20 protein-coding genes are annotated in these 21924 nt (G+C 67.0%); 12 read left to right on the top strand and 8 right to left on the bottom strand.

What is annotated here, in order from left to right; genetic code table 11:
* Window positions 1–105: 105 nt before the first annotated feature.
* Both Pla175_RS08365 and Pla175_RS08360 read right to left on the bottom strand, forming a co-directional pair.
* The gene (locus Pla175_RS08365) at window positions 106–1821 is read right to left on the bottom strand and encodes a DEAD/DEAH box helicase (RefSeq protein ID WP_145283089.1); all 1716 of its coding nucleotides are present in this window, start codon (window positions 1819–1821) and stop codon (window positions 106–108) included.
* The gene (locus Pla175_RS08360) at window positions 1805–2290 is read right to left on the bottom strand and encodes a hypothetical protein (protein WP_145283088.1); all 486 of its coding nucleotides are present in this window, start codon (window positions 2288–2290) and stop codon (window positions 1805–1807) included. The genes Pla175_RS08365 and Pla175_RS08360 overlap by 17 nt, the downstream gene beginning before the upstream one ends.
* A gap of 283 nt (window positions 2291–2573) precedes the next feature.
* Between Pla175_RS08360 and Pla175_RS08355 the strand changes: the two genes are divergently transcribed.
* The 7 genes from Pla175_RS08355 (at window position 2574) to Pla175_RS08325 (ending at window position 10013) form a co-directional block, all read left to right on the top strand.
* On the top strand, window positions 2574–3035 hold the full coding sequence (locus Pla175_RS08355; RefSeq protein WP_231954273.1) for a hypothetical protein: 462 nt from the start codon (window positions 2574–2576) through the stop codon (window positions 3033–3035).
* 138 nt (window positions 3036–3173) lie between these two features.
* Window positions 3174–4292, top strand: a complete 1119-nt coding sequence (locus Pla175_RS08350) for a phenylacetate--CoA ligase family protein (protein WP_145283087.1) — start codon at window positions 3174–3176, stop codon at window positions 4290–4292.
* Window positions 4293–4305: 13 nt separating this feature from the next.
* Window positions 4306–4695, top strand: a complete 390-nt coding sequence (locus tag Pla175_RS08345; protein ID WP_145283085.1) for a GxxExxY protein — start codon at window positions 4306–4308, stop codon at window positions 4693–4695.
* Between the two features lie 71 nt (window positions 4696–4766).
* Entirely contained in the window at window positions 4767–6185 is a 1419-nt protein-coding gene (locus tag Pla175_RS08340; protein ID WP_145283082.1) for an aldehyde dehydrogenase family protein, read from the top strand.
* Between the two features lie 129 nt (window positions 6186–6314).
* On the top strand, window positions 6315–7457 hold the full coding sequence (locus Pla175_RS08335; protein ID WP_145283080.1) for an iron-containing alcohol dehydrogenase: 1143 nt from the start codon (window positions 6315–6317) through the stop codon (window positions 7455–7457).
* On the top strand, window positions 7423–8574 hold the full coding sequence (locus Pla175_RS08330) for an outer membrane protein assembly factor BamB family protein (protein ID WP_145283078.1): 1152 nt from the start codon (window positions 7423–7425) through the stop codon (window positions 8572–8574). Before Pla175_RS08335 ends, Pla175_RS08330 begins: the two co-directional genes overlap by 35 nt.
* Window positions 8575–8681: 107 nt before the next feature.
* Complete coding sequence (locus Pla175_RS08325; RefSeq protein WP_145283076.1) at window positions 8682–10013, top strand: coproporphyrinogen-III oxidase family protein; 1332 nt, start codon at window positions 8682–8684, stop codon at window positions 10011–10013.
* Between the two features lie 19 nt (window positions 10014–10032).
* Here Pla175_RS08325 and Pla175_RS08320 read toward each other — a convergent pair whose 3' ends face one another.
* The 5 genes from Pla175_RS08320 to proB all read right to left on the bottom strand — a co-directional run bounded on the left by Pla175_RS08320 (window position 10033) and on the right by proB (window position 16338).
* Window positions 10033–10644 (bottom strand): Uma2 family endonuclease, encoded by a 612-nt coding sequence (locus Pla175_RS08320; protein ID WP_197527345.1) that lies wholly within the window; start codon window positions 10642–10644, stop codon window positions 10033–10035.
* 55 nt (window positions 10645–10699) lie between these two features.
* Complete coding sequence (gene corA, locus Pla175_RS08315; protein ID WP_197527344.1) at window positions 10700–11824, bottom strand: magnesium/cobalt transporter CorA; 1125 nt, start codon at window positions 11822–11824, stop codon at window positions 10700–10702.
* Window positions 11825–11845: 21 nt separating this feature from the next.
* Window positions 11846–13438 carry an amidophosphoribosyltransferase gene (locus Pla175_RS08310; protein ID WP_145283070.1) on the bottom strand — a complete coding sequence of 531 codons (1593 nt, stop codon included), beginning with the start codon at window positions 13436–13438 and terminating at the stop codon, window positions 11846–11848.
* Between the two features lie 99 nt (window positions 13439–13537).
* Window positions 13538–14986, bottom strand: a complete 1449-nt coding sequence (locus tag Pla175_RS08305) for a cytochrome P450 (protein ID WP_145283068.1) — start codon at window positions 14984–14986, stop codon at window positions 13538–13540.
* Window positions 14987–15195: 209 nt separating this feature from the next.
* Window positions 15196–16338 (bottom strand): glutamate 5-kinase, encoded by a 1143-nt coding sequence (proB, locus tag Pla175_RS08300; RefSeq protein WP_145283065.1) that lies wholly within the window; start codon window positions 16336–16338, stop codon window positions 15196–15198.
* A gap of 213 nt (window positions 16339–16551) precedes the next feature.
* Between proB and rpsR the strand changes: the two genes are divergently transcribed.
* The 4 genes from rpsR to Pla175_RS08280 all read left to right on the top strand — a co-directional run bounded on the left by rpsR (window position 16552) and on the right by Pla175_RS08280 (window position 18586).
* Window positions 16552–16791, top strand: a complete 240-nt coding sequence (rpsR, locus tag Pla175_RS08295; protein ID WP_231954270.1) for a 30S ribosomal protein S18 — start codon at window positions 16552–16554, stop codon at window positions 16789–16791.
* A 104-nt stretch (window positions 16792–16895) separates the two neighbouring features.
* A complete protein-coding gene (locus Pla175_RS08290) occupies window positions 16896–17318 on the top strand; it encodes an acyl-CoA thioesterase (protein WP_231954268.1) in 423 nt (140 codons plus the stop codon).
* 77 nt (window positions 17319–17395) lie between these two features.
* Window positions 17396–18070 (top strand): ABC transporter ATP-binding protein, encoded by a 675-nt coding sequence (locus Pla175_RS08285; protein WP_145283063.1) that lies wholly within the window; start codon window positions 17396–17398, stop codon window positions 18068–18070.
* Between the two features lie 42 nt (window positions 18071–18112).
* Complete coding sequence (locus tag Pla175_RS08280; RefSeq protein WP_145283061.1) at window positions 18113–18586, top strand: HEAT repeat domain-containing protein; 474 nt, start codon at window positions 18113–18115, stop codon at window positions 18584–18586.
* Between the two features lie 99 nt (window positions 18587–18685).
* Here the strand turns inward: Pla175_RS08280 and Pla175_RS08275 are convergent, their stop codons facing one another.
* On the bottom strand, window positions 18686–19957 hold the full coding sequence (locus Pla175_RS08275; protein ID WP_145283059.1) for an outer membrane protein assembly factor BamB family protein: 1272 nt from the start codon (window positions 19955–19957) through the stop codon (window positions 18686–18688).
* 291 nt (window positions 19958–20248) lie between these two features.
* On the opposite strand from Pla175_RS08275, the gene Pla175_RS08270 reads away from it, so the two are divergent.
* Window positions 20249–21919 carry an ABC1 kinase family protein gene (locus Pla175_RS08270; protein WP_145283056.1) on the top strand — a complete coding sequence of 557 codons (1671 nt, stop codon included), beginning with the start codon at window positions 20249–20251 and terminating at the stop codon, window positions 21917–21919.
* Window positions 21920–21924 lie beyond the last annotated feature (5 nt).

The raw sequence follows: 21924 nt of genomic DNA, 5'->3' as shown, positions 1-21924 counted from the left end.
CTGCCAAGACCGCGCATTGGCTGTGGAAAAGTCCAGATCGGGTCGGCGCCGCTGTCGCATCCGCCGTCGCTTGCCTAACTCGCAATGCCTACGCAGCCCGAAACGCTACGCCGCCGCCTTGCTGCGCGGCCGCTGGAACAGCTCCAGCAGGTCGTCGCGCGTCAGCCCGTAGCTGGCCGGCGGGCCGTCGGCGCCGAGCACCGCTTCGGCCAGGGCCCGCTTCTCCGACAGCACGCGGTCGATCCGCTCTTCGATCGTGCCGGCCGCCAGGTAGCGCGTCACCGTCACGGTCCCCGCGGCGCCGATGCGGTGGGCGCGGTTGATCGCCTGGTCCTCAACCGCCGGGTTCCACCACCGGTCGAACAAGAACACGTACTGGGCGAACTGCAGGTTCAGCCCCACGCTGCCGGCCCCGTAGCTCATCAGGATCACGCCGCACGCCGGGTCGTCGCGGAACCGTTCGATCACCCCGTCACGGCGGCTGTGAGGCACGCGGCCGTGGTACTCTAGCGGATGGAACCGCCCGATCCGCGCCGCGATCTTCTCGAGCGAGCCGACCCACTGGCTGAAGACGATCGCCTTGCGGCCGCTGGCGACGCACTCCTCGAGCTCGGCTTCGAGCCGGTCGAGCTTCCCGCTGGCGCCGGTCACCGGATCGAAGTTGCAGATCTGCTTCAGACGCAGCACCAACTGGAACACGTGCTTGAGGTCGACCTCCTTGCCTAACGCGTCGAGCGCCACGACCCCCTCTTCTTCGGCCCGCGTGTAGGCCTCCCACTGTTCCGGCGTGAGGTCGACCTGCTCGTCGCTCACCAGCTTCGGCGGCATGTCAGCCAGCACCTGTTCCTTGCGCCGCCGCAGCACTAGGTCGCGCACCATCGGCGCCAGGGCCCTGGCCGGCGTGCCCGGCTTGGCGGCGCCGGGGGAGACGAACTCGAGGATGCTCACCAGGTCTTCGATGCTGTTCTCGATCGGCGTGCCGGTAAGCGCCCAGCTTGAGGTCCGCGGGATCGACCGCACGGCCTGCGCCGTTGCGCTCGACGCGTTCTTCACGCGCTGGGCCTCGTCCAGCATGACCAGGTCGTAGGGCCCCGCGCCGGTGATCATGTCCAGGTCGCGGACGGCCGCCTCGTAGTTGGAGATCCGCACCACGGCCGACGCCTCGCGCCACGCCCAGGCGCGTACCGACTGCTTGCCGTCGATCACCGCGACCGACAGCTCCGGCGCCCACAGTGAGAACTCGCGTCGCCAGTTCGAGACCAAGGGCTTCGGACAGATCAGCAGCGCAGAGGTGAGCCGCCCTGCCCTGGCGAGCAGGCGGATCGCCGTGATGGCCTGCATCGTCTTGCCCAGGCCCATCTCGTCCGCCAAGATCGCGTGACGCCGAGGGAACAAGAACGCCACGCCGTCGTACTGGTAGTCGAATGGCTCGAACGGGAACGCGAGCGACTCTTGCGCGATCAACGATTCGAGCGGCGGCTGCAGCAGGTACTGCAACCGGTCTTGCAGCCGCACCACGTCGGTCGGCGGACGGACCCGCGTCCGTTTGCCCCCGCCGCGCCTCGGCTGCCGCGGACCGGCAGCCGCCCGCGGGGCGGTCGGCGCCACGGGGCCCGCTTCGGGCATCAAACAGCCAGAGACCCGGACCGCGTAGCCGTCCGGCTTCAAAGAGAGCACCGTCGGCGGCTCGAGGTCGGTCGCCCACGGGGCCGTGGCGGCGGCCCGGGGCGCGTGCAGCGGGTGCTGGGCGGTCGTCACGCCGAAGCAGAGCTGCGCTGCCCCGACCGACCTCACCTGCGGCGGCTCAAGCGGCCCGTACATCGGCCGGCTCCGGGTCGGTGGTGATGCGTTGCGCCTCGCGCACCGCGGCGACGATCCGCTCGAACGGCTCGGCCAGGTCGGTGTGGGATTCGAGCGCCGAAAGCGCGTCTGAAGCGGGTCCGAGGAGCAATCCCCGCGCCTCGGCGAGGCGGTCCATCCGCACTAGCGCCACGTCCGGCGATTGGATGCTGGCGAGGTCGGCGTCTTCGGTCAGCACCACCGCAGGCCGGTGGGCAGCGGCCCGCAGCAGCGACGGGCCGATCTCTTCGGCGACCAGGCACGCCCGGAGCGACGCCCCGTACAGCAACTGATGCGCGCGGCTGGGGGCGATCGGGGCCGTACAGTGGAACTCGAGGGGCCGGCCGCGGGGCGACACGATCAGGTACCCGCCGATCAGCCCCGCTCCGGGCTCTTCGAGCACAGACAGGTAGCCGATGCACGGGTTAGCCTGGCGTGTGGGGTCGGGCATGCACAGTTGTGGCGTCTGGTGGCGGAACGGAGCCCGAGGCAGGCTCGCGCTACCGTTTCAATCGGAATAGTCGATCGAATCTCTTGAACCGGGCCGCCGCACCCCGCCGGGATAGGGGGCGAAATCCTGGCGTCTTCTCGCTCAACCCACTAAGCTGGGACCTGCGAGGGGCCTCAACGGGCCGCTGGCTTGCCAAACTGCTAGCGGCGCCGCCATAGGGGCGCCCCGCGGACGTTTGGCGGCCGACCGCCAACTACTCACGACCAGAGAAAGCAACGCACCGATGGCCGAAAACCACTCTTACGCACCCCTCTTCTCACAGGTCGACGTCTCCACGGGGAGCCAGCCGCAGCGGATCCTCAGCCCCCCGGAGGAGCAAACCGAGCTGCTCCGCGAGGTGCTTTCGGCCCAGGACCGCACCAACGAGCTGCTCGAAGAGCTCGTCTCAGTGGTTTCTGCCCAGCACAAGCAGCGCAACTCGGAACTCAAGCGTTGGCGGGACGCAAATCCGGAGCTCGCCCACAACTGCCGCGAGGCCGCCGAGTCCCTCACCAAGGTGCAAGTCGAGTACCTCGACCGGCTTACGGAGGACGTGAAGGAATCGAAGGACGACCTGGTCTACGGCGAGTTCATGCTGAGCGAGTTCATCGACCGCTACGGGCCGCGCCTGGCCCACTTGAACGGTGTGATCCAGGTGCTGGCCCACCTCGGCAGCGCCCCGGGGTCTACCGAGTCGCCCGTCTAGCCGCGACCGCGACGCCTGTTCCGAGTGCCCCGGAGCAGCCGAGCTGCGCCTCGGCGCTGTTTCGGCCAAGTTGTCAGCCCGCGCGCTCTGAGCTATTGTCTGGTGGTTCCTTGTTTCCACCACTCGGTAGCCCCACGTATGACCGCGTCTTCCGATCCCGCCGTCGGCGCCAAGGCGGCCCAAGAAGCGCTCGACGCCCACACCGTCGAGACCGTCGCCTGGCACTTCCACGAATCGACCGGCTGCCCCTTCTGGCTAGAAAAACGGGGCGAGCTGAAGTTCGATCCGCTCACCGAAATCCGCTGCTTTGAAGACCTGAACAAGTTTCCGGACTTCGAAGACGAATGGCTCCGCGGAGGCCCCGTGCGGCGGTGGGTCCCCAAGGGCTTGGCAGACAAGCCCGTGTACGTCTTCGAGACCGGCGGCACCACCGGCGTCCCGAAGAGCCGGATCGCGATCGACGACTTCCGCACCGACTACTCGCTGTTTAGCGAGACGCTGCCGGACAAGTATTTCCCAAAGGGCGCGAACTGGCTGATGCTCGGCCCCTCCGGCCCCCGCCGGCTGCGACTTGCGGTAGAGCACCTGGCGCAAGAGCGAGGCGGCATCTGCTTCTGCATCGACCTCGATCCACGGTGGGTGGTCAAGCTCATCAAGAAGGGCTGGATGGAGCACCTGGAGGAGTACAAGAAGCACTGCATCGACCAGGCGATCACCATCCTGGGCGCCGGGCACGACATCAAGTGCATGTTCGGCACGCCCAAGCTGATCGAGAGCCTCTGCCTGGGGCTCGAAGAAAAAGGGAGCAGCCTCCCCGAGACCGGCATCACCGGCATCTTCTCCGGCGGCACCGAGTTCACCCCGCAGTGGACCAAGTTTTGCGTCGAAGAGCTCTTCGGCGGCCCGCCGGAAGAGTCGGGCGTCTACATGACCCCCACCTACGGCAATACGCTGATGGGCCTGGCGTGCAGCGAGCCGGTGACCAAAGAGAACGGCTACAAGATCACCTACCACGCACCGCAGCCGAGGGCGGTGGTGCAGGTAGTCGACTTCGACGAGACCGACCGCGTGGTCGGCTACGGCGAAACAGGCCGAGCCAAACTGACCACCCTCACCAAAGAATTCTTCGTGCCGGGCTTCCTGGAACGCGACGAGGGCGAACGCGAGCCCCCGAGCGACAAGTACCCCTGGGACGGCATCAGCGGCGTGCGGCCGTTTAGCCGATTGGCTGAGGGGACGACCGTGGGCGTCTACTAGTATGGAACCGCCGATGGACGCGGATGAACGCCGATTGAAGATTGATGCTGTGACTGAGCAGATCATTGGCGCTGCCCATGCCGTTGCGAATTCGCTCGGCGCCGGTTTTCTGGAAAAGGTTTACGAGAATGCGCTGGCCCATGAGCTCCGAAAACGCGGGCTTGGGGTGGAGCAACAACGACCAATTGATGTCTGGTACGATGGCGTCTTGGTTGGGCAGTATGTGGCTGACCTGATTGTGCAGAACCTTGTGGTCATCGAGCTCAAGGTTGCAAAATCACTCGATGACATCCACCAGGCTCAATGCTTGAACTACCTCAAAGCCACCGGTCTGACTACCTGCCTCTTGCTCAATTTCGCCCGTAGCAGGATCGAAGTGAAGCGTGTCGTCCTCAACTTCTAGGCGCCATGAAAGAAGATCATCGGCGTTCATCCGCGTCTATCGGCGGTTCCTAACTTTCTTCAGCACCACTCATGATCACCCTACCCGCTATCCGTTGGGGCGAGCCCTACGAGTCCCTCGAGATCGACCAGGTCAATCACTTCTACACCGGCGAGCCGGTAGCGAAGGTGCACACCGTTGGTTCGGGGATCATCCGCCGCGATGCGAAGAAGGCGAAGAACGCCCGCCGCGCCCTGCAAGCAATGTCGCCGTCGGAGCTGATCGCCGCGTGCAAGCGTGCGGGGGAGTTGTTTGAGACGGGGACGCTCACGGTGGGCGACTCTCAACAATCGCCGGACGACTTCATCCAGCAGCAATCGGCCACCACCGGCATGCCGGTTTCGATGTGCAAGGCGAACGTCGTTAAGAACGCGTTCGTGCTGAAGAACATCGACCAAATCCTCGACTGCCTAACCCGCGGGCTCGATCTGAACATCCTCGCCCGAGGCTATGGGGAAGAAGGCCGCGGGGTGACCGTTAGCTACCAGGCGCAGTGCGACGCGCTCGGCGCGGTGCTCCCCTCGAACTCGCCCGGCGTGCACACGCTGTGGCTGCCGGTGATCGCGCTGCAAATGGGTCTGGTGCTCAAGCCCGGCAGCAGCGAGCCGTGGACGCCCTACCGGGTGTTTGCCGCGATGGTCGAGGCAGGGATCCCACGCGAAGCGTTCTGCCTCTACCCGGGCGCCGGGGGCGACATCGGAGGCGCCATCCTCGCCAGTTGCCGGCGGAGCATGATCTTCGGCGGGCCTCAGACCGTGCAGCAGTACTCCGGCAACCCTGGTGTCCAGGTCCACGGGCCCGGGTTCAGCAAGATCCTGTTCGGCGACGATTGCGCCGATCAGTGGGAGCAGCACATCGACCTGCTCGCCGACAGCGCCCTGCGCAACGGCGGCCGGAGCTGCATCAACGTCAGCAGCATCTACGCCTCGCGGCACACGAAAGAGATCGCCAAGGCGCTCGCCGAGAAGCTCGGCCCGGTCGAGGTGCTGCCGCCGGACGACGAGAACGCCCAACTCGCCGCGTTCACGATCGAGGGCGCCGCCGCGTCGATCTGGAAGGCAATGGAGCGCGACATCGACGACCCGCAAACGACCCACGTGACCGCCGGCTACGGCGACCGCTTGGTCGAGAAGCCGCCGGTGGCCTACCTGCGGCCGGTGGTGCTGCACTGCGCCAGCCCCGAGGCCCCCGCGGCGAACAAGGAGTACATGTTCCCCGCGGTCAGCGTGGTTGAGTGCCCGCAAGAGAAGATGCTCAGCGCCATCGGCCCGACGCTGGTCTGCACCGCTATCACGGGCGACGAGGCGTTCCGCCGCGACCTGATCGGCTCGGTCGACATCGACCGGCTGAACCTGGGGGCGATCCCCACGCCCAAGCTCGACTGGCTGCAGCCGCACGAAGGGAACCTGATCGAGTTTCTGTACCGCAGCCGGGCGATTCAATTGGCCTAAGGGAACAGGAACCGCCGATGGACGCGGATGAACGCAGATAGAGTATCTATCCGCATTTACTCTGCTTCGTGATCGCTCAATGCTTCCGTAGTTTCATCGGCGTTTATCTGCGTCTATCGGCGGTTCCCAATGGTTTCCTTCGATTTTCATTGCCCGACCCGCATCGTCTTCGGCCCCGGCCGGGTGGCGGAGTTGGGGGCTCTTGCGAAGTCGATCGGCGGCAATCGGGTGCTTGTTGTTTCCGACCCGGGTATCGAGAAGGCCGGCCACACGCAGCGGGGGATCGAGGCGCTCGTGTCGGAGGGCTTCGATGCCCAAGTATTCGACGGCCTGCGCGAGAACCCGACGACCGACCACGTCGACGCCGGCCTCACGGTGGCCCGCGACTTTCGGCCCGAGCTGATCGTCGCCATCGGCGGCGGCAGCAGCATGGACTGCGCCAAGGGGATCAATTTCCTCTACTCCTGCGGCGGGCGGATGCAGGACTATTGGGGCGTCGGCAAGGCCACGGCCGATCTGCTGCCGATGATCGCCGTGCCGACCACCGCCGGCACCGGCAGCGAGGCGCAGTCCTTTGCGCTGATCTCCGACGCCCAGACCCACGTCAAGATGGCGTGCGGCGACAAGCGGGCGGCCTTCCGCATCGCGCTACTCGACCCCCAGCTCACGCAGACGCAGCCCCCACGCGTCACGGCGCTCTCGGGGTTCGACGCCATCAGCCACGCCGTGGAGACGCTGGTCACCAAGAAACGCAACCAGATGTCCATGGCGTTTAGCCGCGAGGCATGGCGGCTGCTGACCGGGGGTTTTGAGCGGGTGCTGGCCGACCCGGCCGACCTCGTCGCCCGCGGCTGGATGCAGCAAGGGGCTTGTTTTGCGGGGCTGGCGATCGAAAACTCTATGCTCGGGGGTGCCCACGCGCTGGCCAACCCGCTAACCGCCAATTTTGACACCGTGCACGGCGAGGCGGTGGCGCTAATGCTGCCGCAGATCGTCCGCCACAACGGCCGCGACGCCGGCGCCGTGCTGGCGTACGCAGAACTGGTCGCCGAGCTCGGCGAAGACGCCAGCGAGCCCGTAGTGGCGCTGGCCGAGTACCTGGGCCGGCTTGCGCAACGCGCGGGCCTAGCGGGTAGACTGTCGGAGTGCGGGGTCGACCGGAACCGGCTGCCGCAGCTTGCCGCAGAGGCCGCGAAGCAGTGGACCGGCGCCTTTAACCCGGTAGAGATGAGCGAACATGACTACTTGGAACTCTACGAAGCGGCCTTCTGAGCGGCGACTGCTGGCCTGTGCGCTGGCGTTGCTCTTGGTCGCCGCGGCGCCCCTTACCGCGCGGGCCGAAGATTGGCCCCTGTCGCGTGGCGATGCGTCCGCGAGCGGCGTTGCTCGCTCCGAGATCGCAGACCGGCCCGAGCTGCTCTGGAAGTATCGGGCCGAAGACTCCGCTTTCGAGGGGACGCCCGTCGTCGCGGGAGGCGTCGTCTTCCTGGGCGACGCCGACGGCACGTTCCACGCGGTGCGGCTGTCCGACGGGGAACCGGTGTGGAAGCAGTCGTTTGAAGATACCGGCTTCCTCTCCGCCGCGAGCGTTCAAGGGGATCGCCTAGTGGCCGGCGACTTTAACGGCGCCGTCCGCTGCCTGCGGACCACCGACGGCGAGACCCTGTGGGACGCCAACGTCGAGAGCGAGGTCTACGCGGGCCCGGCTTTCTATCAAGGCGCAGTGCTGATTACGACCGAAGGGGGCTCGCTATACGCGTTCGACCTCGAGAGCGGCAAAGAGGCCTGGCGGTTCTCGATCGACGCCCCGCTGCGTTGCTCGCCTACCGTGGTGGAGGGCAACGCGCTGCTGGCCGGATGCGACGGCAAGCTGCACACGATCGACGCCTCGACGGGGCAGGAAGTCGGCGCCGTGGAGATCGGCGGCCCCACCGGCAGCACCGCCGCGATCCGCGACGGCGTCGCGTACTTTGGCGCCGAGAGCGGGACCTTTTACGCGATCCAGACCAAGGGGGGCGCGCCGCAGGTCGCCTGGACCTACCGCGACCGCCGCCGCAGCCAGTCGATCCGCTCGGCCGCCGCGGTCGACGATCGCTTCGTTACCTACGGCAGCCAGGGCAAGGCGGTGCTGGCGCTGGGCTTAGACGGCGAGCCCCTCTGGGAGCACGCTACTCGGAGCGGGGTCGAGAGCTCGCCGGTGATCGCCGGCGACCGCGTGATCGCCGCCACCACCCGCGGCCGGCTGATGCTGCTGGACGCCAAGACGGGCGACCAGGTGTGGGAGTACGACGCGGGGGGAGGCTTCAAGGCGTCGCCCGCGGTGGTTGACGGAAAGATCCTCATTCCCAACACCGACGGCACGCTGTATTGCTTTGGCGTGAAAGACTAGTTGCGTTCAAACAGCGGCGCGCCGAGGCGTAGCTCGGCAGCTATTGACCTAGCGCGTTCGACTTCTATCCGCGTTCATACGCGTCCTTCTGCGGTTATAATCTCAGCATGACAAGCGAAGCGATCAAGACCGACGTTGGCAGCTACTTCATCAGCAACTATCCGCCGTTCTCGCAGTGGTCTGCGGAGAACGTGGGCGAGGTCGAGCGGGCGATGGCCGCGCCGCCCGTCGTGGGGCCCGACGGCCCGACCCCGCTGGGGCTCTACCTGCACATCCCCTTCTGCCGGAAGCGGTGCAAGTTCTGCTACTTCAAGGTCTTCACGGACAAGCAGGCCAGCCAGGTCGAGCAGTACTGCGCCGCACTGTCCCGAGAGATCGAGCTGGTGAGCCAGCTCCCGGTGATGGGGGGCAGGCCCTTCCGGTTTGTCTACTTCGGCGGCGGGACGCCCTCGTTCCTCTCGAGCCGGCAGCTGCTCCGCTTGGTCGACAGGCTGAAGGCAAGCGTCTCGTGGGACGAGGCAGAAGAGGTGACCTTCGAGTGCGAGCCCGGCACGCTCAGCGAGGCGAAGGTCGGCACGCTCAAGGAGATCGGAGTCACACGGCTCAGCCTAGGGGTCGAGCACTTCGACGACGAGATCTTGGAGCAGAACGGCCGCGCCCACCAGTCGCCCGAGATCTACAAGGTGTGGCCCTGGATCCAAGCGGCCGGGTTCGACAGCGTGAACATCGACCTGATCGCCGGCATGGTGGGCGACACCGACGCCAAGTGGCAGGATACGGTGCGCAAGGCGCTCGAATTCGCCCCGGACAGCGTCACCATCTATCAGATGGAGCTCCCGTTCAACACGGTCTACTCGAAGGACATCCTGGGGGGCGAGATCGAGACCCCGGTCGCCGACTGGCCCACCAAGCGAGGCTGGGTCGACTGGGCGTTCGACCAGTTCCGCGCCAACGGCTACTCCGTCTCCAGCGCCTACACCTTAGTCAAGTCGAAGGACGTGAAGTTCAGCTACCGCGACAACCTGTGGCGGGGCAGCGACCTGCTGGCCACCGGCATCGCCAGCTTCGGTCACGTCTCGGGCGTCCACTACCAAAACAAGCCGGAGTGGGACGACTACTGCGGCGCACTAGACGCAGAGAACCCCGAGAACAGCCGGCTGCCGCTAGGCCGGGCGTTAACCCTGACGACGCATCAAGCGCTGGTGCGGGAGATGATCCTGCAGCTCAAGAAGGGCCGGATCACGCCGAGCTACTTCGAGGAGAAGTTCGGCGTCGACATCGTCGATCACTGGAAAGATGCATGGGTGGAGTACGAGCAGAACCACCTGCTGAGCTTGGCACAAGACGAAATCTCACTCACACGCACCGGCCTGCTGCGGGTCGACGCGCTGCTCCCGGCGTTCTTCGAGGCGGAGCACCAGGGGGTGCGGTACACGTAGGACTCGGATTATCGTCGGTTCAAGCGTTCCACGATCGGCCATCGGCCGTCTGTCGAACCTTGATCCCCGCTCGCTTCATTCCGAGTTCCAGCGAGAAGGCGAATGGGATGACCGTGCTCGAAAGTTCGCCATCGTCGATCCGTGCCGACCCGGTACAGCGGAGTTCGTCTTCGCTCAGTCGCCACAGCTCAAGCGCCCACGGGTTTCGATCGACGATCAGCAGCTCCGTCGTGCCAACCGACGCGTAGAAGTCCAGCTTCTCACGAGATCGGTCGCGCGGGCTCACCACCTCGACGGCGAAATCGGGCCCTCCGTGAAAAAAAGATTCCTTGTCCATGGCTTTGGACTCGGGCAGAAACACAGCGACGTCGGGACAGCGGTAGTTTGACTTCCAATCGTCAAGTCGATCGCTGACATTCACCCCCGCAAAGACCCGAGAGTCGTCTGCAAACGTCAGCCCATCCAGGAGGGCAGACGTGAGCCGACTGACCAAGTCTTGATGCTCAATATTCGGCAGCGGCGCCATGATGTAGACCCCGTCCCAGACCTCGTCCCAGCGGTCGGCGCCTCGATCGGCGCGTTCCTGTCGTATCTGCTCGGAAAGCATCTCGTCCAGAATCAGCGTGTCCATAGCGATCTCCTTCCTACATTCTACAACCGTTGTGGGGCGAAGGAACCATTTTCCGCTACGAACCATTCTGTTCCCCGCCCTCCACAGATCCGTCGCTGGTGGTTAGCCACCCCATCCGGAAGAACTTCCACAGCATCCCCGCCGCGATCACGCTCATCACCCCCAGCACGAACGGGTAGCCGAACCGCCAGCTCAGCTCCGGCATGTTCCAGCCGCTCTTCTCGGTGTTGAAGTTCATGCCGTACAGGCTGGCGATGAACGACAGCGGCAGGAAGATCGTCGAGATCACCGTCAGCACCTTCATGATCTCGTTCAGCCGGTTGCTGACGGCGGTCATGTACTGGTCGCGGACGTCGCTGCAAAGTTCGCGGTAGGTTTCTACGTGGTCAATAAGATGCACCGTGTGGTCGTACACGTCGCGCAAGAACGTGCGCGTGGTGTCGGAGACCAGCGGGTTCGCGTCGCGGAGCATGGAATTGACCATCTCGCGGTGGGGCCAGATCGCCCGACGGGCGAGCAGCATTTCGGCGCGCAGGTGGTGGACCTCTGCGATGAAATCCCTCGCCGGGCTGCCGGTGAGCTGCTCCTCGAGCCCGTCCAAGCGATCGCCCAGCGCCTCCAGCAGCGGGTAGTAACTATCCACCGAGGCGTCGATCAGCCGGTAGGCCAGCACGTCGGCGGTTGGGTGCTTCCGCAGGAAACTGCCGCGCTGCTTGAGCTGGGAGCGGACCGAGTCGAACACGTCGCCCGGGTCCTCTAGGAAGGTCACCAGGAAGCCGTCCCCCAGGCACAGGCTCACCTGCTCGGTCAAGAAGGGTCCGCTGGGGCGCACCATGCGCGCGACAATGTACAGCAGCCCCTCGTAGGCGTCGATCTTCGACCGCTGGTGCACGTTGACGATGTCTTCTACCGCCAGCGGGTGGATGCCGAACAGCTTGGCTAGCTGGCGGATGACGGGCAGGTCGCCCAGGCCGTCGACGTTGACCCACACGGTCTTCCCCTCACCAAGCAGCGGCTTGACCTCTTCGACCGTTTCTGGGTGGAACCTTGTGCACGAACCCTGATTGAACTGAAACACCTCCAGGCTGCACGGCTGGACGTCTTCAACCGATACCTGCTCCGGCGGGGCGCCCGGCAACGCCTTGCGGCGGATGCGTGGCCGCCGGAACAGTTTGCGCAACGCCCGCTTGGCCATGCCGGATTATCCCCGCACCGCTTCGTAGGTCCGCTGCCCGCCCGCCTCGGGGCTGCCCGAGCCGAGCGCGATCTCGTACAGTTGCTGGCCGCACGGCGTCGGGTAGTCGCCGGTAATGCAGGCCTGGCACAGCTCGCCGCTCGGGCGATTGATGGCCCGCGCGATCGACGCGATCGGCAGGTAGCGCAACGAGTCGGCGCCCAGCTCCGCCGCCATCTCGGCGAACGTCGCCCCCGCGGCGTCCCCCCCAACGTCTGAACCGTGCCGCGCGATGAAGGGGGGCGCGAACAGCTCTCCCACGGTCGACATGTCGATCCCGTAGAAGCAGGGCGCCACGATCGGCGGGCAGGCGACGCGGACGTGGATCTCTTTCGCGCCGCCCACATAGCGGAGCTTCTCGATCAGCACCCGCATGGTCGTTGACCGGACGATCGAGTCCTCAACCAGCAGCACGCGTTTGCCCTCCAGCACCTCGCGGAGCGGCGTGTACTTGGCGGCCGCCTTGGCGAGCCGGCCGGCGCCCCCCTCGATGAACGTGCGCCCCGCGTAGCGGTTCCGCATCAGCCCCTCGACGCTCGGCACCCCCAGCTTGAACGCCATCGCGTCTGCGGCGCACTTGCTGGTGTCCGGCACCGGCACCACAATCGTGTCCGCGTCGATAGGCAGGTCTTCCAACGCGGCCAGCTCTTCTCCCAGCGACTTGCGCGCTAGGTAGACGCTGCGGTCGTCCAGCGTGCTGGCGACGTTGGCGAAGTAGATCCACTCAAAGAAGCAATGGGCCCGACGCGGCGACTCCGCGAACCGATCGACCGAGAGCCCCTCGGGCGTCACGGTGACCGCCTCGCCCGGCGCCAGCGACAAGATCTGATGCGAATCGAAGCCGAGGTTTAGCAGCGCCACGCTCTCGCTGGCCGCGGCGAACATCGCGCCGTCGAACGCGTACGAAACAGGCTTGATGCCCATCGGGTCGCGCGCCACGATCATCTCTCCGAGTGCGTTCACCAGCGCCAGGCTGTAGGCGCCGTCGATCCGCTTGGCGATGTTGCGCATGATCTCCAGCAGGGTGGGCCGCAGGTCGCCCGACATCTCGCGACCGATCTCGTGCATCAGCACCTCGGTGTCGGTGGCGCGTACGATGTGGTGGTCCGCCTCGCGCAGCAGCCGATCGCGCAGCTCCGCGAAGTTGGCGAGCTGGCCGTTGAAGGCGAAGCTGAACCACTTGCGCCGCTTGATGTGCGGCGACTCAAACGGCTGGGCGTAGCTGAGGTCGTCCTTGCCGCACGTGGCGTAGCGGACGTGCCCGATAGCGGCCGGGCCCGCGTAGCGGGTCATCAACGCCTCGGCCTTGCCCCGGTGGCTCAGCCGGAAGGCCTCGGTCACGCTCCCCAGGTCGCGGTGCGTGGCCAGCAGCTCGTCGCGGTCCGGGTCGTAGCTGGTCATCCCGGCCGAGAGCTGGCCGCGGTTCTGGATGTCCAGCAGCATCCGCGGGATCAGCCGAGACGCCTCGCTCGGTCCGTGGGAGGGACAAAGGGGGCTGCGCGGCGTCCCCGGCAGGTGATAGATAGCGGCGACGCCGCATTCATGGTGGAGCTCACTCATCGGCCGTCGCGCAGGGGGGCGGGGGCTGGGTGGGGGGCTTCAGACTATCGCCTGGCGACGCGCCAGCGTAGCCCCCCGCCAAAGCCGCAACGCGGCCGCTCAACGATCCACGGCCTCGACAAGGTCAACCAGCTCGTTCACGTTCCCCCGGACGGGGTTCGCCTGGGCGGCGCCCGGTTCCAGCAGCTCCATCGGCATGCCGTACTGCGGGTTGAGCATGGTCGAACGCACTTCGGCAGAGACATCGCTCCCGGCAGGGACCCGCATCCCGAACCGCCGCAGCAAGATCGGCAGGCTGGTGCGGATCACCTCCATGGCCATCGGGCCGCCGATGCACATCCGCGGCCCGGCGCCGAACGGGTGGTACTCGTAGGCGGAGGGCTTGGCCTGCAGCCATCGATCGGGGAGGAAACGTTCTGGCTCTGGGAACGTGGAGGCCAGGTGGTGCGTCACCAGCGGCGTAAAGACGATGGGCGTCCCCGGGGCCAGATCAAACGGACCGACCCGCACAAACTCCGAGGTGATCCGCTGGGAGTAGGCGCTCGCGGGCAGCACCCGCATGCTCTCCCGCACCACCCGCTCGAGCAGCGCGCTGGGGTCGACCTCGCGGACCTCGTCCCCCGCCTGTTCATCGGGCGGGAGCTGGCCGAGGAGCTCTCGCAACACGCTGGGGTGCTGCGCCAGCAAGAACAGGGTCCAGGTAAGCGAGTGGGCGGTCGTCATGTGCGCGGCGCCGAACAGCACGCAGCTCTGGCCCACCAGCTCTTCGTCGCTCAGGCCCCCTTGCTCGTCGTGCATCCGCACCAAGATCGACAGCACGTCGTTGGCCTGCCCCGGGTCCTTCCGGCGGCGGCTGATCATCTCCATCACGCGGCCTTCCAGCTCCTGGGCGTACCCCAACAGGTGCTCATAGCCGGCCGTGAAACCCGCGTCGGGCGCCAGCGCCCCGACCCCGATGTCGTGCAACTGCGACACCCAGTTGGCGATCATCTCGCCCAGTTCGTAGGCCATCTTCGGCTCGTCCAGCCCGAATAGGATCGAGCTGGTGACGCGCAGCATGTAGCGCGTCATTTCTTCGTTCATGTCGACCGAGCGCCCCGGCGCCAACTCGTCGGCCGCTTGACGGGCCAGCGCGGCGATCGCCGGGCGGTAGGTGGCGATCGTCTTGAGCCCGAACGGCTCCTTCAGCATCCGCCGGTTGCGGCGGTGCTGCTCGCCATTCATTGCCAGCAGCCCGCAGGTGAGCCGGCGTTGGCTGGAGCGTTTGGGCCCGCGGATGCCGAAGAACCGGGCGTGAAACGTGTTCGCGTCCGACAGCACCTGGCGGTTGTACTGCGGGTCGAAGAGGAAAATGATCCGCAGGCCCGCGTCGTCCAACGCCGCGATCGGCCCGTGCCGACGGTGCAGCTCCCGGATGCCGACGAACATGTCCTTCGACAGGTCGGCGAAAGAACCCTCCGTCACCGGCAGCCCGCCCTGCGATTCGGTAGGTGGCTGGGCGGTGGCTTCCATCGCGAGGTTGTGGGGCTCGGGCGATCGTTGGTGCATGCAACTTCCGTATGGTTACTGTCGGCAAACCGAGCAGACCTAACGCACCGACTTTCGGGGCTGTAGCGGGACAACGCACACGCTAGTCGATCGCAAAATCGCCGCCATCGCTACATTTAGCCCGGATTATGCACCTTGCGCAGCTCAAAGCCAACCCACGGATTCTTGCCCGGTCAGGCCGGCGGCGTTCCGCGGCCCGCACGGGGGGCCTAGCGCACCAGGGCGAGGTGATCGCGATGCACGACGGAGTCGTAGGGGCAGTGCCCCAAGATCTGGGCGATCTCGTCTTTGCCGTGGCCGGCGATCCGGCGGATCTCGTCCGCCGAGTAGTTGGCCAGCCCCCGAGCGACCTCCGAGCCCGCCCCGTCGCACAGCGCGACCAAGTCCCCTTTGTCAAAACCCCCGTCGACGGCCGAAATCCCCACCGCCAGCAGGCTCGACCCCCGCTCGGTCACGGCGCGGCACGCCCCCGCGTCGAGCGTCAGCCGCCCGCTCGGCTGGGCCGTCGAGCCGAGCCAACGTTTGCGGCTGCTGACCGAGCCGCCTTGGGCCACGAAGAGCGTGCCGATCGGCTTACCGGCCAGCAGGTCCACCAGCACGTTCTCCCGCCGGCCGTTCGCGATAATGGCGTTCTCGCCCGCCGCGGTAACCAGCCGCGCCGCTTCCAGCTTGCTGGCCATGCCGCCGCGGGACATCACCCCGGCCGGGGACGCCACGGCCAGCGATCGGACCGTTTCTACGTTGTCCACCGTGGGAAGCAGGCGGGCGTCGGGGTCGTCGGGGGCGCGGTCGTAGAGCCCCTCGACGTCGGACAGCAGCACCAACAGGGGCGCCCGCAGCAGGTTGGCCACCACGGCGGCCAGGCGGTCGTTGTCCCCCACCGTGCGTTGCAGCTCGTCGACCCGCACGGTGTCGTTCTCGTTGATCACGGGGATCGCCCCGTACTCGAACAGGGCGGTGAGCGTGTTCCGGACGTTCAGGTAGCGTGCGCGGTCGTTCAGGTCGTCTGCGGTCAGCAGCACCTGGGCGGCGTGCCTGCCGCGGGACTGCAGGGCCCCGTTGTAGGCCTCGATCAGGCGGCTCTGGCCAACCGCGGCGACCGCCTGAAGCTGCGCCAACCCGCTGGGCCGGCCGGGGAGCTTGAGGCGCCCTACCCCGGCGCCGACCGCCCCGCTGGAGACCAACGCCACGCGCCGCCCGGCGTCCGCGAGCGCCGCGAGCTGGCCGGCGAGCGACTCGATCCGAGCCACGTCGAGCGAACCGTCCGGCGCCGTGAGCACGCGGGTCCCCACCTTGGCGACCACGGTGTGCGCCCCGGCGACGATCTCAGAGCGGTGCGGAGCGGCTGGCATCTGCGTGATTCCGTTGATTCTGCCCCCGGAAGCGGGTGCGGCGGCGTCGCCCTGGAGGCCGCACGGCGGGCCGTCCCGGGCGGTCCCACGGAGTTTAGCGATTGCCAGGCAGTCGTGCAGCGGCGGCGGGTAGGCTTCCCAGCCAACCCCCGATCGCTTATTCTGCGAGGCCCCGTAACGTTCGATCCCGAAAACCGCTGAGTCGAGTCTGCCGTGAAGCGTCGCAAGCAAATCAAAGCCGCCAAGAGAGACCCCTTGTTCGTCGATGGCGTAAAGCCTCGGCCGATGTACGTCGACTACAAGGACTTGGAACTGCTCGCCAAGCTCACCAACCGTCACGGCAAGATCGTCAGCCGGCGCAAGAGCGGCTGCCACGCCGCCAGCCAGCACGCGGTCGCCAAGGCGATCAAGCGGGCCCGGTTCATGGGCCTGATGCCCTACGTTGGCGACTGAGTGCGGCGGCGACTGAGTGCCGCGGCGACTCGTTTGTGCTTTGACCCGGCCGCGGCCAGCGTATCGTTGCGCTCGCGGCGCATCGTCTCGCAAGAGGGCGCACCGTGGCCGAGACTTTCACCACGCGCCGCAGGGTAGAGTTTGCCGATACCGACATGGCCGGCATCGCCCATTTCTCGGCCTTCTTCCGCTACATGGAGGCCGCGGAGCACGCCCTGTTCCGCAGCCTCGGCTTGAGCATCTACGACCGACGCCAGGGACGCCACCTGAGCTTCCCGCGGGTAAGCGCCGCCTGCGACTACCAGTCGCCGGCTCGCTGCGAAGAAGAGCTCGATTTCTGCGTCACCATCGCCAAGCTGGGCCGCACCAGCATCGGCTACCGGTTCCGGATCACCCGAGACGGCGCCCCGGTCGCCGAGGGCCGGATGACAAGCGTCTGCTGCCACGTTGAGCCGGACAAGCCGCTTCGGCCCACGGCGATCCCCGAAGACATCGCGGCGTTGCTGCGTCCGTTCGTCGAGCCCTAGGGCGCCCGCCCTGCGCCCAGCCGACGGGCCAACCGCTCCTTGCAAGGCGAGGTGCACTTCGTGCACCCTACAACGTTATGGGCCTCTCAGTTCAGGACGTCTCTCGACAGTACCCCACGCCCGGCGAGCCGCTTGTGGTGCTGCGCGGCGCCACGCTGGCGATGGAGCCGGGTGACAGCTTGGCGATTGTCGGTCCTAGCGGCTCGGGCAAGAGCACGCTGCTATCGATCCTGGGGGCGCTCGACCCGCCGACCGCCGGTCGGGTTGAACTCGATGGCGTCGACCCGTTCACGCTGGACGAGCCCGGCCTTGCCCGGTTCCGCAACGAGCGGGTCGGGTTTGTCTTCCAGGACCACTACCTGCTCCCGCAGTGCACGGTGCTGGAAAACGTGCTCGTACCCAAGCTGGCGGCGGGTGGCTCGAGCGACGCAGACCGCCAGCAGGCCGAGGCGCTGTTGAACCGTGTAGGGTTGGGCGATCGCTTGACCCACCGCCCGGCGGAGCTTTCCGGGGGCGAACGCCAACGCGCCGCCCTGGCCCGGGCGCTGGTGAACCGCCCTGCCCTGCTGCTGGCGGACGAGCCGACCGGCAACCTCGACCGCCAGAGCGCGGAGAATGTGGGCGAACTGCTCTTGGAGATGTCTCGCCAGCAAGAGACGATGCTGGTGGTCGTCACCCACAGCCAGGAGCTGGCGGCCGTAATGGCACGCCGGATGCGGCTCGACGACGGCCGGTTGTCGCCGATCGACTGACGCTTCTGCTCGCCCCCCTTTCTCAGACACGGATGCGCCGCGATGACCCTCGAGATGCTGACCGACCGGTTGATGAACGGATCGCCGGAAGAACGGGCCGCCGCGGCCGAGTCGCTGGCGAGGATGGGCGAATCCGCGGCCCCCGCGGCCGAGACCCTGGCCCTGTGCGCCTCCGACGCAGACGCCGGCGCCTGGTGCGTTGCGGCGTTAGAGAAGCTGGGTCCGCCGCGTGACGAAGCACTCGGCCCGCTGACCGACCGCCTCAGCTCGGCCGACGCCGACTGCGCCTACTGGTGTGCGACGCTGCTGGGCCGCGCCGGCGAACGGGCCTCGGCCTCGGTCAGCAAGCTCGTTGAAACCGCCCAAAGCCGGGCGCCGCTGGCGGTCCGCGAGCGCGCCTGCTGGGCGCTAGGGCGGATCGGCGCGGCGTCGTCACGCCCCGCGCTCGAGCAACTCTCCCACTCCGAGCAGCCCCGACTGGCGCGTCTGGCGGGCGAAGCGCTCGCAGGGTTCTAGCACCAATAGCCGCGGACCTATGGTCGGCGCGAACGAGAGTGATGAACACCGCGCCGACCATAGGTCGGCAGCTATGGGGCGGTCGGCACCGCCTCGCGTTCAGTCTCCGTCCGCGATCGCGTACAGCGCGTCGAACGTCCGCAGATAGATCACCCCATCGGCAATCGCCAGCGACGACGACACTGCTTCCCCGAGGTCGTTCTTGGCGAGCAGTTCAAACTCCCGCCCCGCGCGGATCACGCTGACCACCCCCTTGCGGGAGCAGCAATAGACCTTGCCATCGACCCCCACCGGCGAGGAGCGGTAGCGGTCGCTCTGCAGCCGGCGGGTGTACACCTCGTCGCCGGTTTGGGCTTCGACGCACGTCAACACGCCGTCTTCGCGGCACAGGTACACCAGCCCGTCGTAGATCAGCGGCGACGGCACGTCGGGGGTCCCTTGGGGCATCCGCCAGAGCTCGTGGCTCGTGCCCGCGACCTCGCCGCTCCCCCCCGGGCTCACGGCGACCACCGCGCCGCGCTTGGCGCTGGGCACGACAATCAAGCCGTCGCCCACCGCGGGAGAGGAGACGAAACGCAGCGTGGGGTGGTAGCGTCCCTCATCGTTGAACCCGCCCAGCCGCCAGGCCTCCTTGCCGTCCAGCGTGTACGCCACCAGGAAGTCGCCGCCGTGGGTGAGCAGCAGCGGCGCGGCGCCCGGGGGCGAGTAGATCGTGGGCGAGGCGTAGGAATGCTCGCACTCCGCCTTGGCGCCGGTGAGCCGCTCGCACCGCCACACCTCTTCGCCGGTTTCGAAATCGAGGCAGAACACCTGGGCCTCGTTTGTGTCGGGGTCCCCCTCGCCGTGGATCATCTGCAGGTACAGCCGGCCGTCGTGGAGCACCGGGGTCGAGGCGTAGCCGAACTGGATGTCCAGCTTCCCGTAGCGGTCCTCGATGTTGAACTCCCACTTCGGCTCGCCTTCTGCGGAGAAGCAGGCGAGCGTCCCCTGCCCGAACAGGCAGGCCACGCTCCGGCCGTCGGTCACCGGCGAGGGGGAAGCAAAGTTGCCCTCGTCGCCGCGCATGTCGCGGTTGCCCTTGCCCACGACCCGTCGCCATTGCTGCTGGCCGTCGGTCGAGAAGGCGAGCAGCACCAGGTCGGCCTCGTCGACGCTCGTTAAGAAAACCCTGCCCCCCGCGACCACGGGGGTCGAGCCGGCGGGGCCCGGCAGGGGGAGTCGCCACGCGATGTTCTCGTCGGAGCCCCAGGTCGTGGCCACGCCCTTAGCAGCCGACACGCCGTCGTGGTGGGCGCCTCGCCATTGGGGCCAGTCTTCGGCCATCGTGGGGACGCATGTCAGCATCAAAGCAAGCAAGGATAAGTGCTTCATGGCGGATAGCGTGGTCGTGCGGGTGGGGAGGGTGGTAGTGGTAAAGTCTGAACAGCAACCCCATGGGCGGTCAAGCGACCAGGAAGGACCGCGAAAACGCCTATTAGCAGCCGACCTACGGTCGGCGCGTCCACGAACTGCCCTCAAACGGGCCGACCGTAAGTCGGCGGCTATCGCGTTTTGCTTGGGGACACGCTGTGTACCCGCATTGACTACGATAAAGGAGGTCCATCCTCCGCGTCCGTCTTCCGCATTCGCGCGACCCTTCGAGAGCCCTACGACGCCGTTCTGATGAAGATCACCTCGATCCCCCAGATCTACCGAAACCTCAATCGCTGGCGGGAGATCGTGCAGGTCCTCAGCCGGCACGGGCTGGCGAACCTGTTCAGCGGATTCGAGCTGCCCCTGTCCGGGATGCTGTTTGGCGGCCGCGAAGAAGAGTCGGCCCACAAGCTAAGCCGCGACGCGCGGATCCGCCTGGCGCTCGAAGAGCTCGGGCCCACGTTCGTAAAACTTGGCCAGATCCTCAGCACGCGCCCCGACCTGGTGGGGCCGGAGCTGGCGGCCGAGCTCTCGAAGCTGCAATCCGACGCCGCCAGCGACCCCGCCGACCAGATCCGCCAAACCATCGAGGACGACCTCGGCAAGACCATTGAAGAGGCGTTCGCCGAGTTCGACCCGACGCCCATCGCTTCCGCGTCCATCGGCCAGGTGCACCGCGCGCGGACGCTCGCGGGAGACGACGTCGCCGTGAAGGTGCAGCACACCAGCATCCAGCAGCGGGTGATGGTGGACACCGAGATCCTGGTTGGCCTCGGGCAACTAGCCGAACGCGTGCCGGAGCTGGCCGCCTACCGCCCCGCGGCGACGGCCGTCGAGTTTCAGAAGACGATCCGCCGGGAGCTCGACTTCAAGCACGAGCGTCGCCGGATCGAGCAGTTCGCGGGCTACTTCCGGGGCGACCCGCGGCTCTGCATCCCACGCGTCTACCCGGAGCTCTCGACGCGGCGTGTGCTCACGCTCCAGTGGCTCGAGGGGCGGAAGTTCTCCGACCCTCGGCTCTCGGAGGTCGAAGGGGTGTGCGTGCAGAAACTGGCGCGCGACGGGGCGGACGTGTTCCTGGAGATGGTCTTCCGCTACGGCGCCTACCACGCCGACCCGCACCCGGGAAACCTGCTGGCGATGCCGGGCGGCGTGATCGGCCTGCTGGATTTCGGCATGGTCGGTCGGCTCGGCGAGCGGCTCCGCGAGGACCTCGAGGACATGCTCATCGCGGTGAACATGCAGGACGCAACGCAGCTAGCGCGTCTGGTTGCCCGTGTCGGCTCCGCCCCGCCGAACCTAGACGAAGAGGCGTTGGCGGTCGACCTGGACGACTTCATCGAGTTCTACGGATCGCAGAGCGTGGGCGGGTTCGCCCTGTCCGAGGCGCTGCTAGAGCTGGTGCGGATCATCCGCAAATACCACATCATGCTCCCCTCGCCCGTGGCGATGCTGGTCAAGCTTGTGGTGATGCTGGAAGGGACGTCGCGGCTGCTCTCGCCCGACTTTTCCCTGCTCGACATCATCGGCGCCCACCAACGCCGGATGATCCGCCAGCGGCTCTCCCCGATGCGGCAGTTCCGCAAAGCGGCCCGCATCTACAGCGAGGTCGAGCAGTTGGTGGAGGTGGCGCCGCGCCGCCTGCGGGCGATCTTGCAGCAGGTTGAGTCGGGCACCTTCGACGTCCACCTCGACCACCGAGGCCTCGAGCCGAGCGTCAACCGCTTGGTGCTCGGCATGATGAGCAGCGCGCTGTTCCTGGGCGCGTCGCTGCTGCTGAGCCGCAACGTGTGGCCGCTCTACGGCGTATCCGCTCCGGGCGCAGTCGGGTTCCTGCTGAGCGGGTACCTGGGCGCACGGGTGCTGCACGCGATCGGCAAGAGCGGCCGACTCGAGCGCGACAAACCCAAGCGGAAGTAACCGCG

This window comes from Pirellulimonas nuda (assembly GCF_007750855.1).
Taxonomy (GTDB): Bacteria; Planctomycetota; Planctomycetia; order Pirellulales; family Lacipirellulaceae; genus Pirellulimonas; species Pirellulimonas nuda.
Note: the sequence above shows the minus strand (reverse complement) of the source record. Positions and strands in the feature narration are given on the sequence as shown.

Coding starts and splice junctions, on each gene's coding strand:
- Pla175_RS08270 (WP_145283056.1), top strand. CDS start 20,249: ATGAAGATCACCTCGATCCCCCAGATCTACCGAAACCTCAATCGCTGG.
- Pla175_RS08325 (WP_145283076.1), top strand. CDS start 8,682: ATGACAAGCGAAGCGATCAAGACCGACGTTGGCAGCTACTTCATCAGC.
- Pla175_RS08355 (WP_231954273.1), top strand. CDS start 2,574: ATGGCCGAAAACCACTCTTACGCACCCCTCTTCTCACAGGTCGACGTC.
- Pla175_RS08320 (WP_197527345.1), bottom strand. CDS start 10,644: ATGGACACGCTGATTCTGGACGAGATGCTTTCCGAGCAGATACGACAG.
- Pla175_RS08330 (WP_145283078.1), top strand. CDS start 7,423: ATGACTACTTGGAACTCTACGAAGCGGCCTTCTGAGCGGCGACTGCTG.
- Pla175_RS08305 (WP_145283068.1), bottom strand. CDS start 14,986: ATGCACCAACGATCGCCCGAGCCCCACAACCTCGCGATGGAAGCCACC.
- Pla175_RS08280 (WP_145283061.1), top strand. CDS start 18,113: ATGACCCTCGAGATGCTGACCGACCGGTTGATGAACGGATCGCCGGAA.
- proB (WP_145283065.1), bottom strand. CDS start 16,338: ATGCCAGCCGCTCCGCACCGCTCTGAGATCGTCGCCGGGGCGCACACC.
- Pla175_RS08360 (WP_145283088.1), bottom strand. CDS start 2,290: ATGCCCGACCCCACACGCCAGGCTAACCCGTGCATCGGCTACCTGTCT.
- Pla175_RS08350 (WP_145283087.1), top strand. CDS start 3,174: ATGACCGCGTCTTCCGATCCCGCCGTCGGCGCCAAGGCGGCCCAAGAA.
- Pla175_RS08335 (WP_145283080.1), top strand. CDS start 6,315: ATGGTTTCCTTCGATTTTCATTGCCCGACCCGCATCGTCTTCGGCCCC.
- Pla175_RS08365 (WP_145283089.1), bottom strand. CDS start 1,821: ATGTACGGGCCGCTTGAGCCGCCGCAGGTGAGGTCGGTCGGGGCAGCG.
- Pla175_RS08340 (WP_145283082.1), top strand. CDS start 4,767: ATGATCACCCTACCCGCTATCCGTTGGGGCGAGCCCTACGAGTCCCTC.
- Pla175_RS08310 (WP_145283070.1), bottom strand. CDS start 13,438: ATGAGTGAGCTCCACCATGAATGCGGCGTCGCCGCTATCTATCACCTG.
- Pla175_RS08275 (WP_145283059.1), bottom strand. CDS start 19,957: ATGAAGCACTTATCCTTGCTTGCTTTGATGCTGACATGCGTCCCCACG.
- Pla175_RS08345 (WP_145283085.1), top strand. CDS start 4,306: ATGGACGCGGATGAACGCCGATTGAAGATTGATGCTGTGACTGAGCAG.
- Pla175_RS08285 (WP_145283063.1), top strand. CDS start 17,396: ATGGGCCTCTCAGTTCAGGACGTCTCTCGACAGTACCCCACGCCCGGC.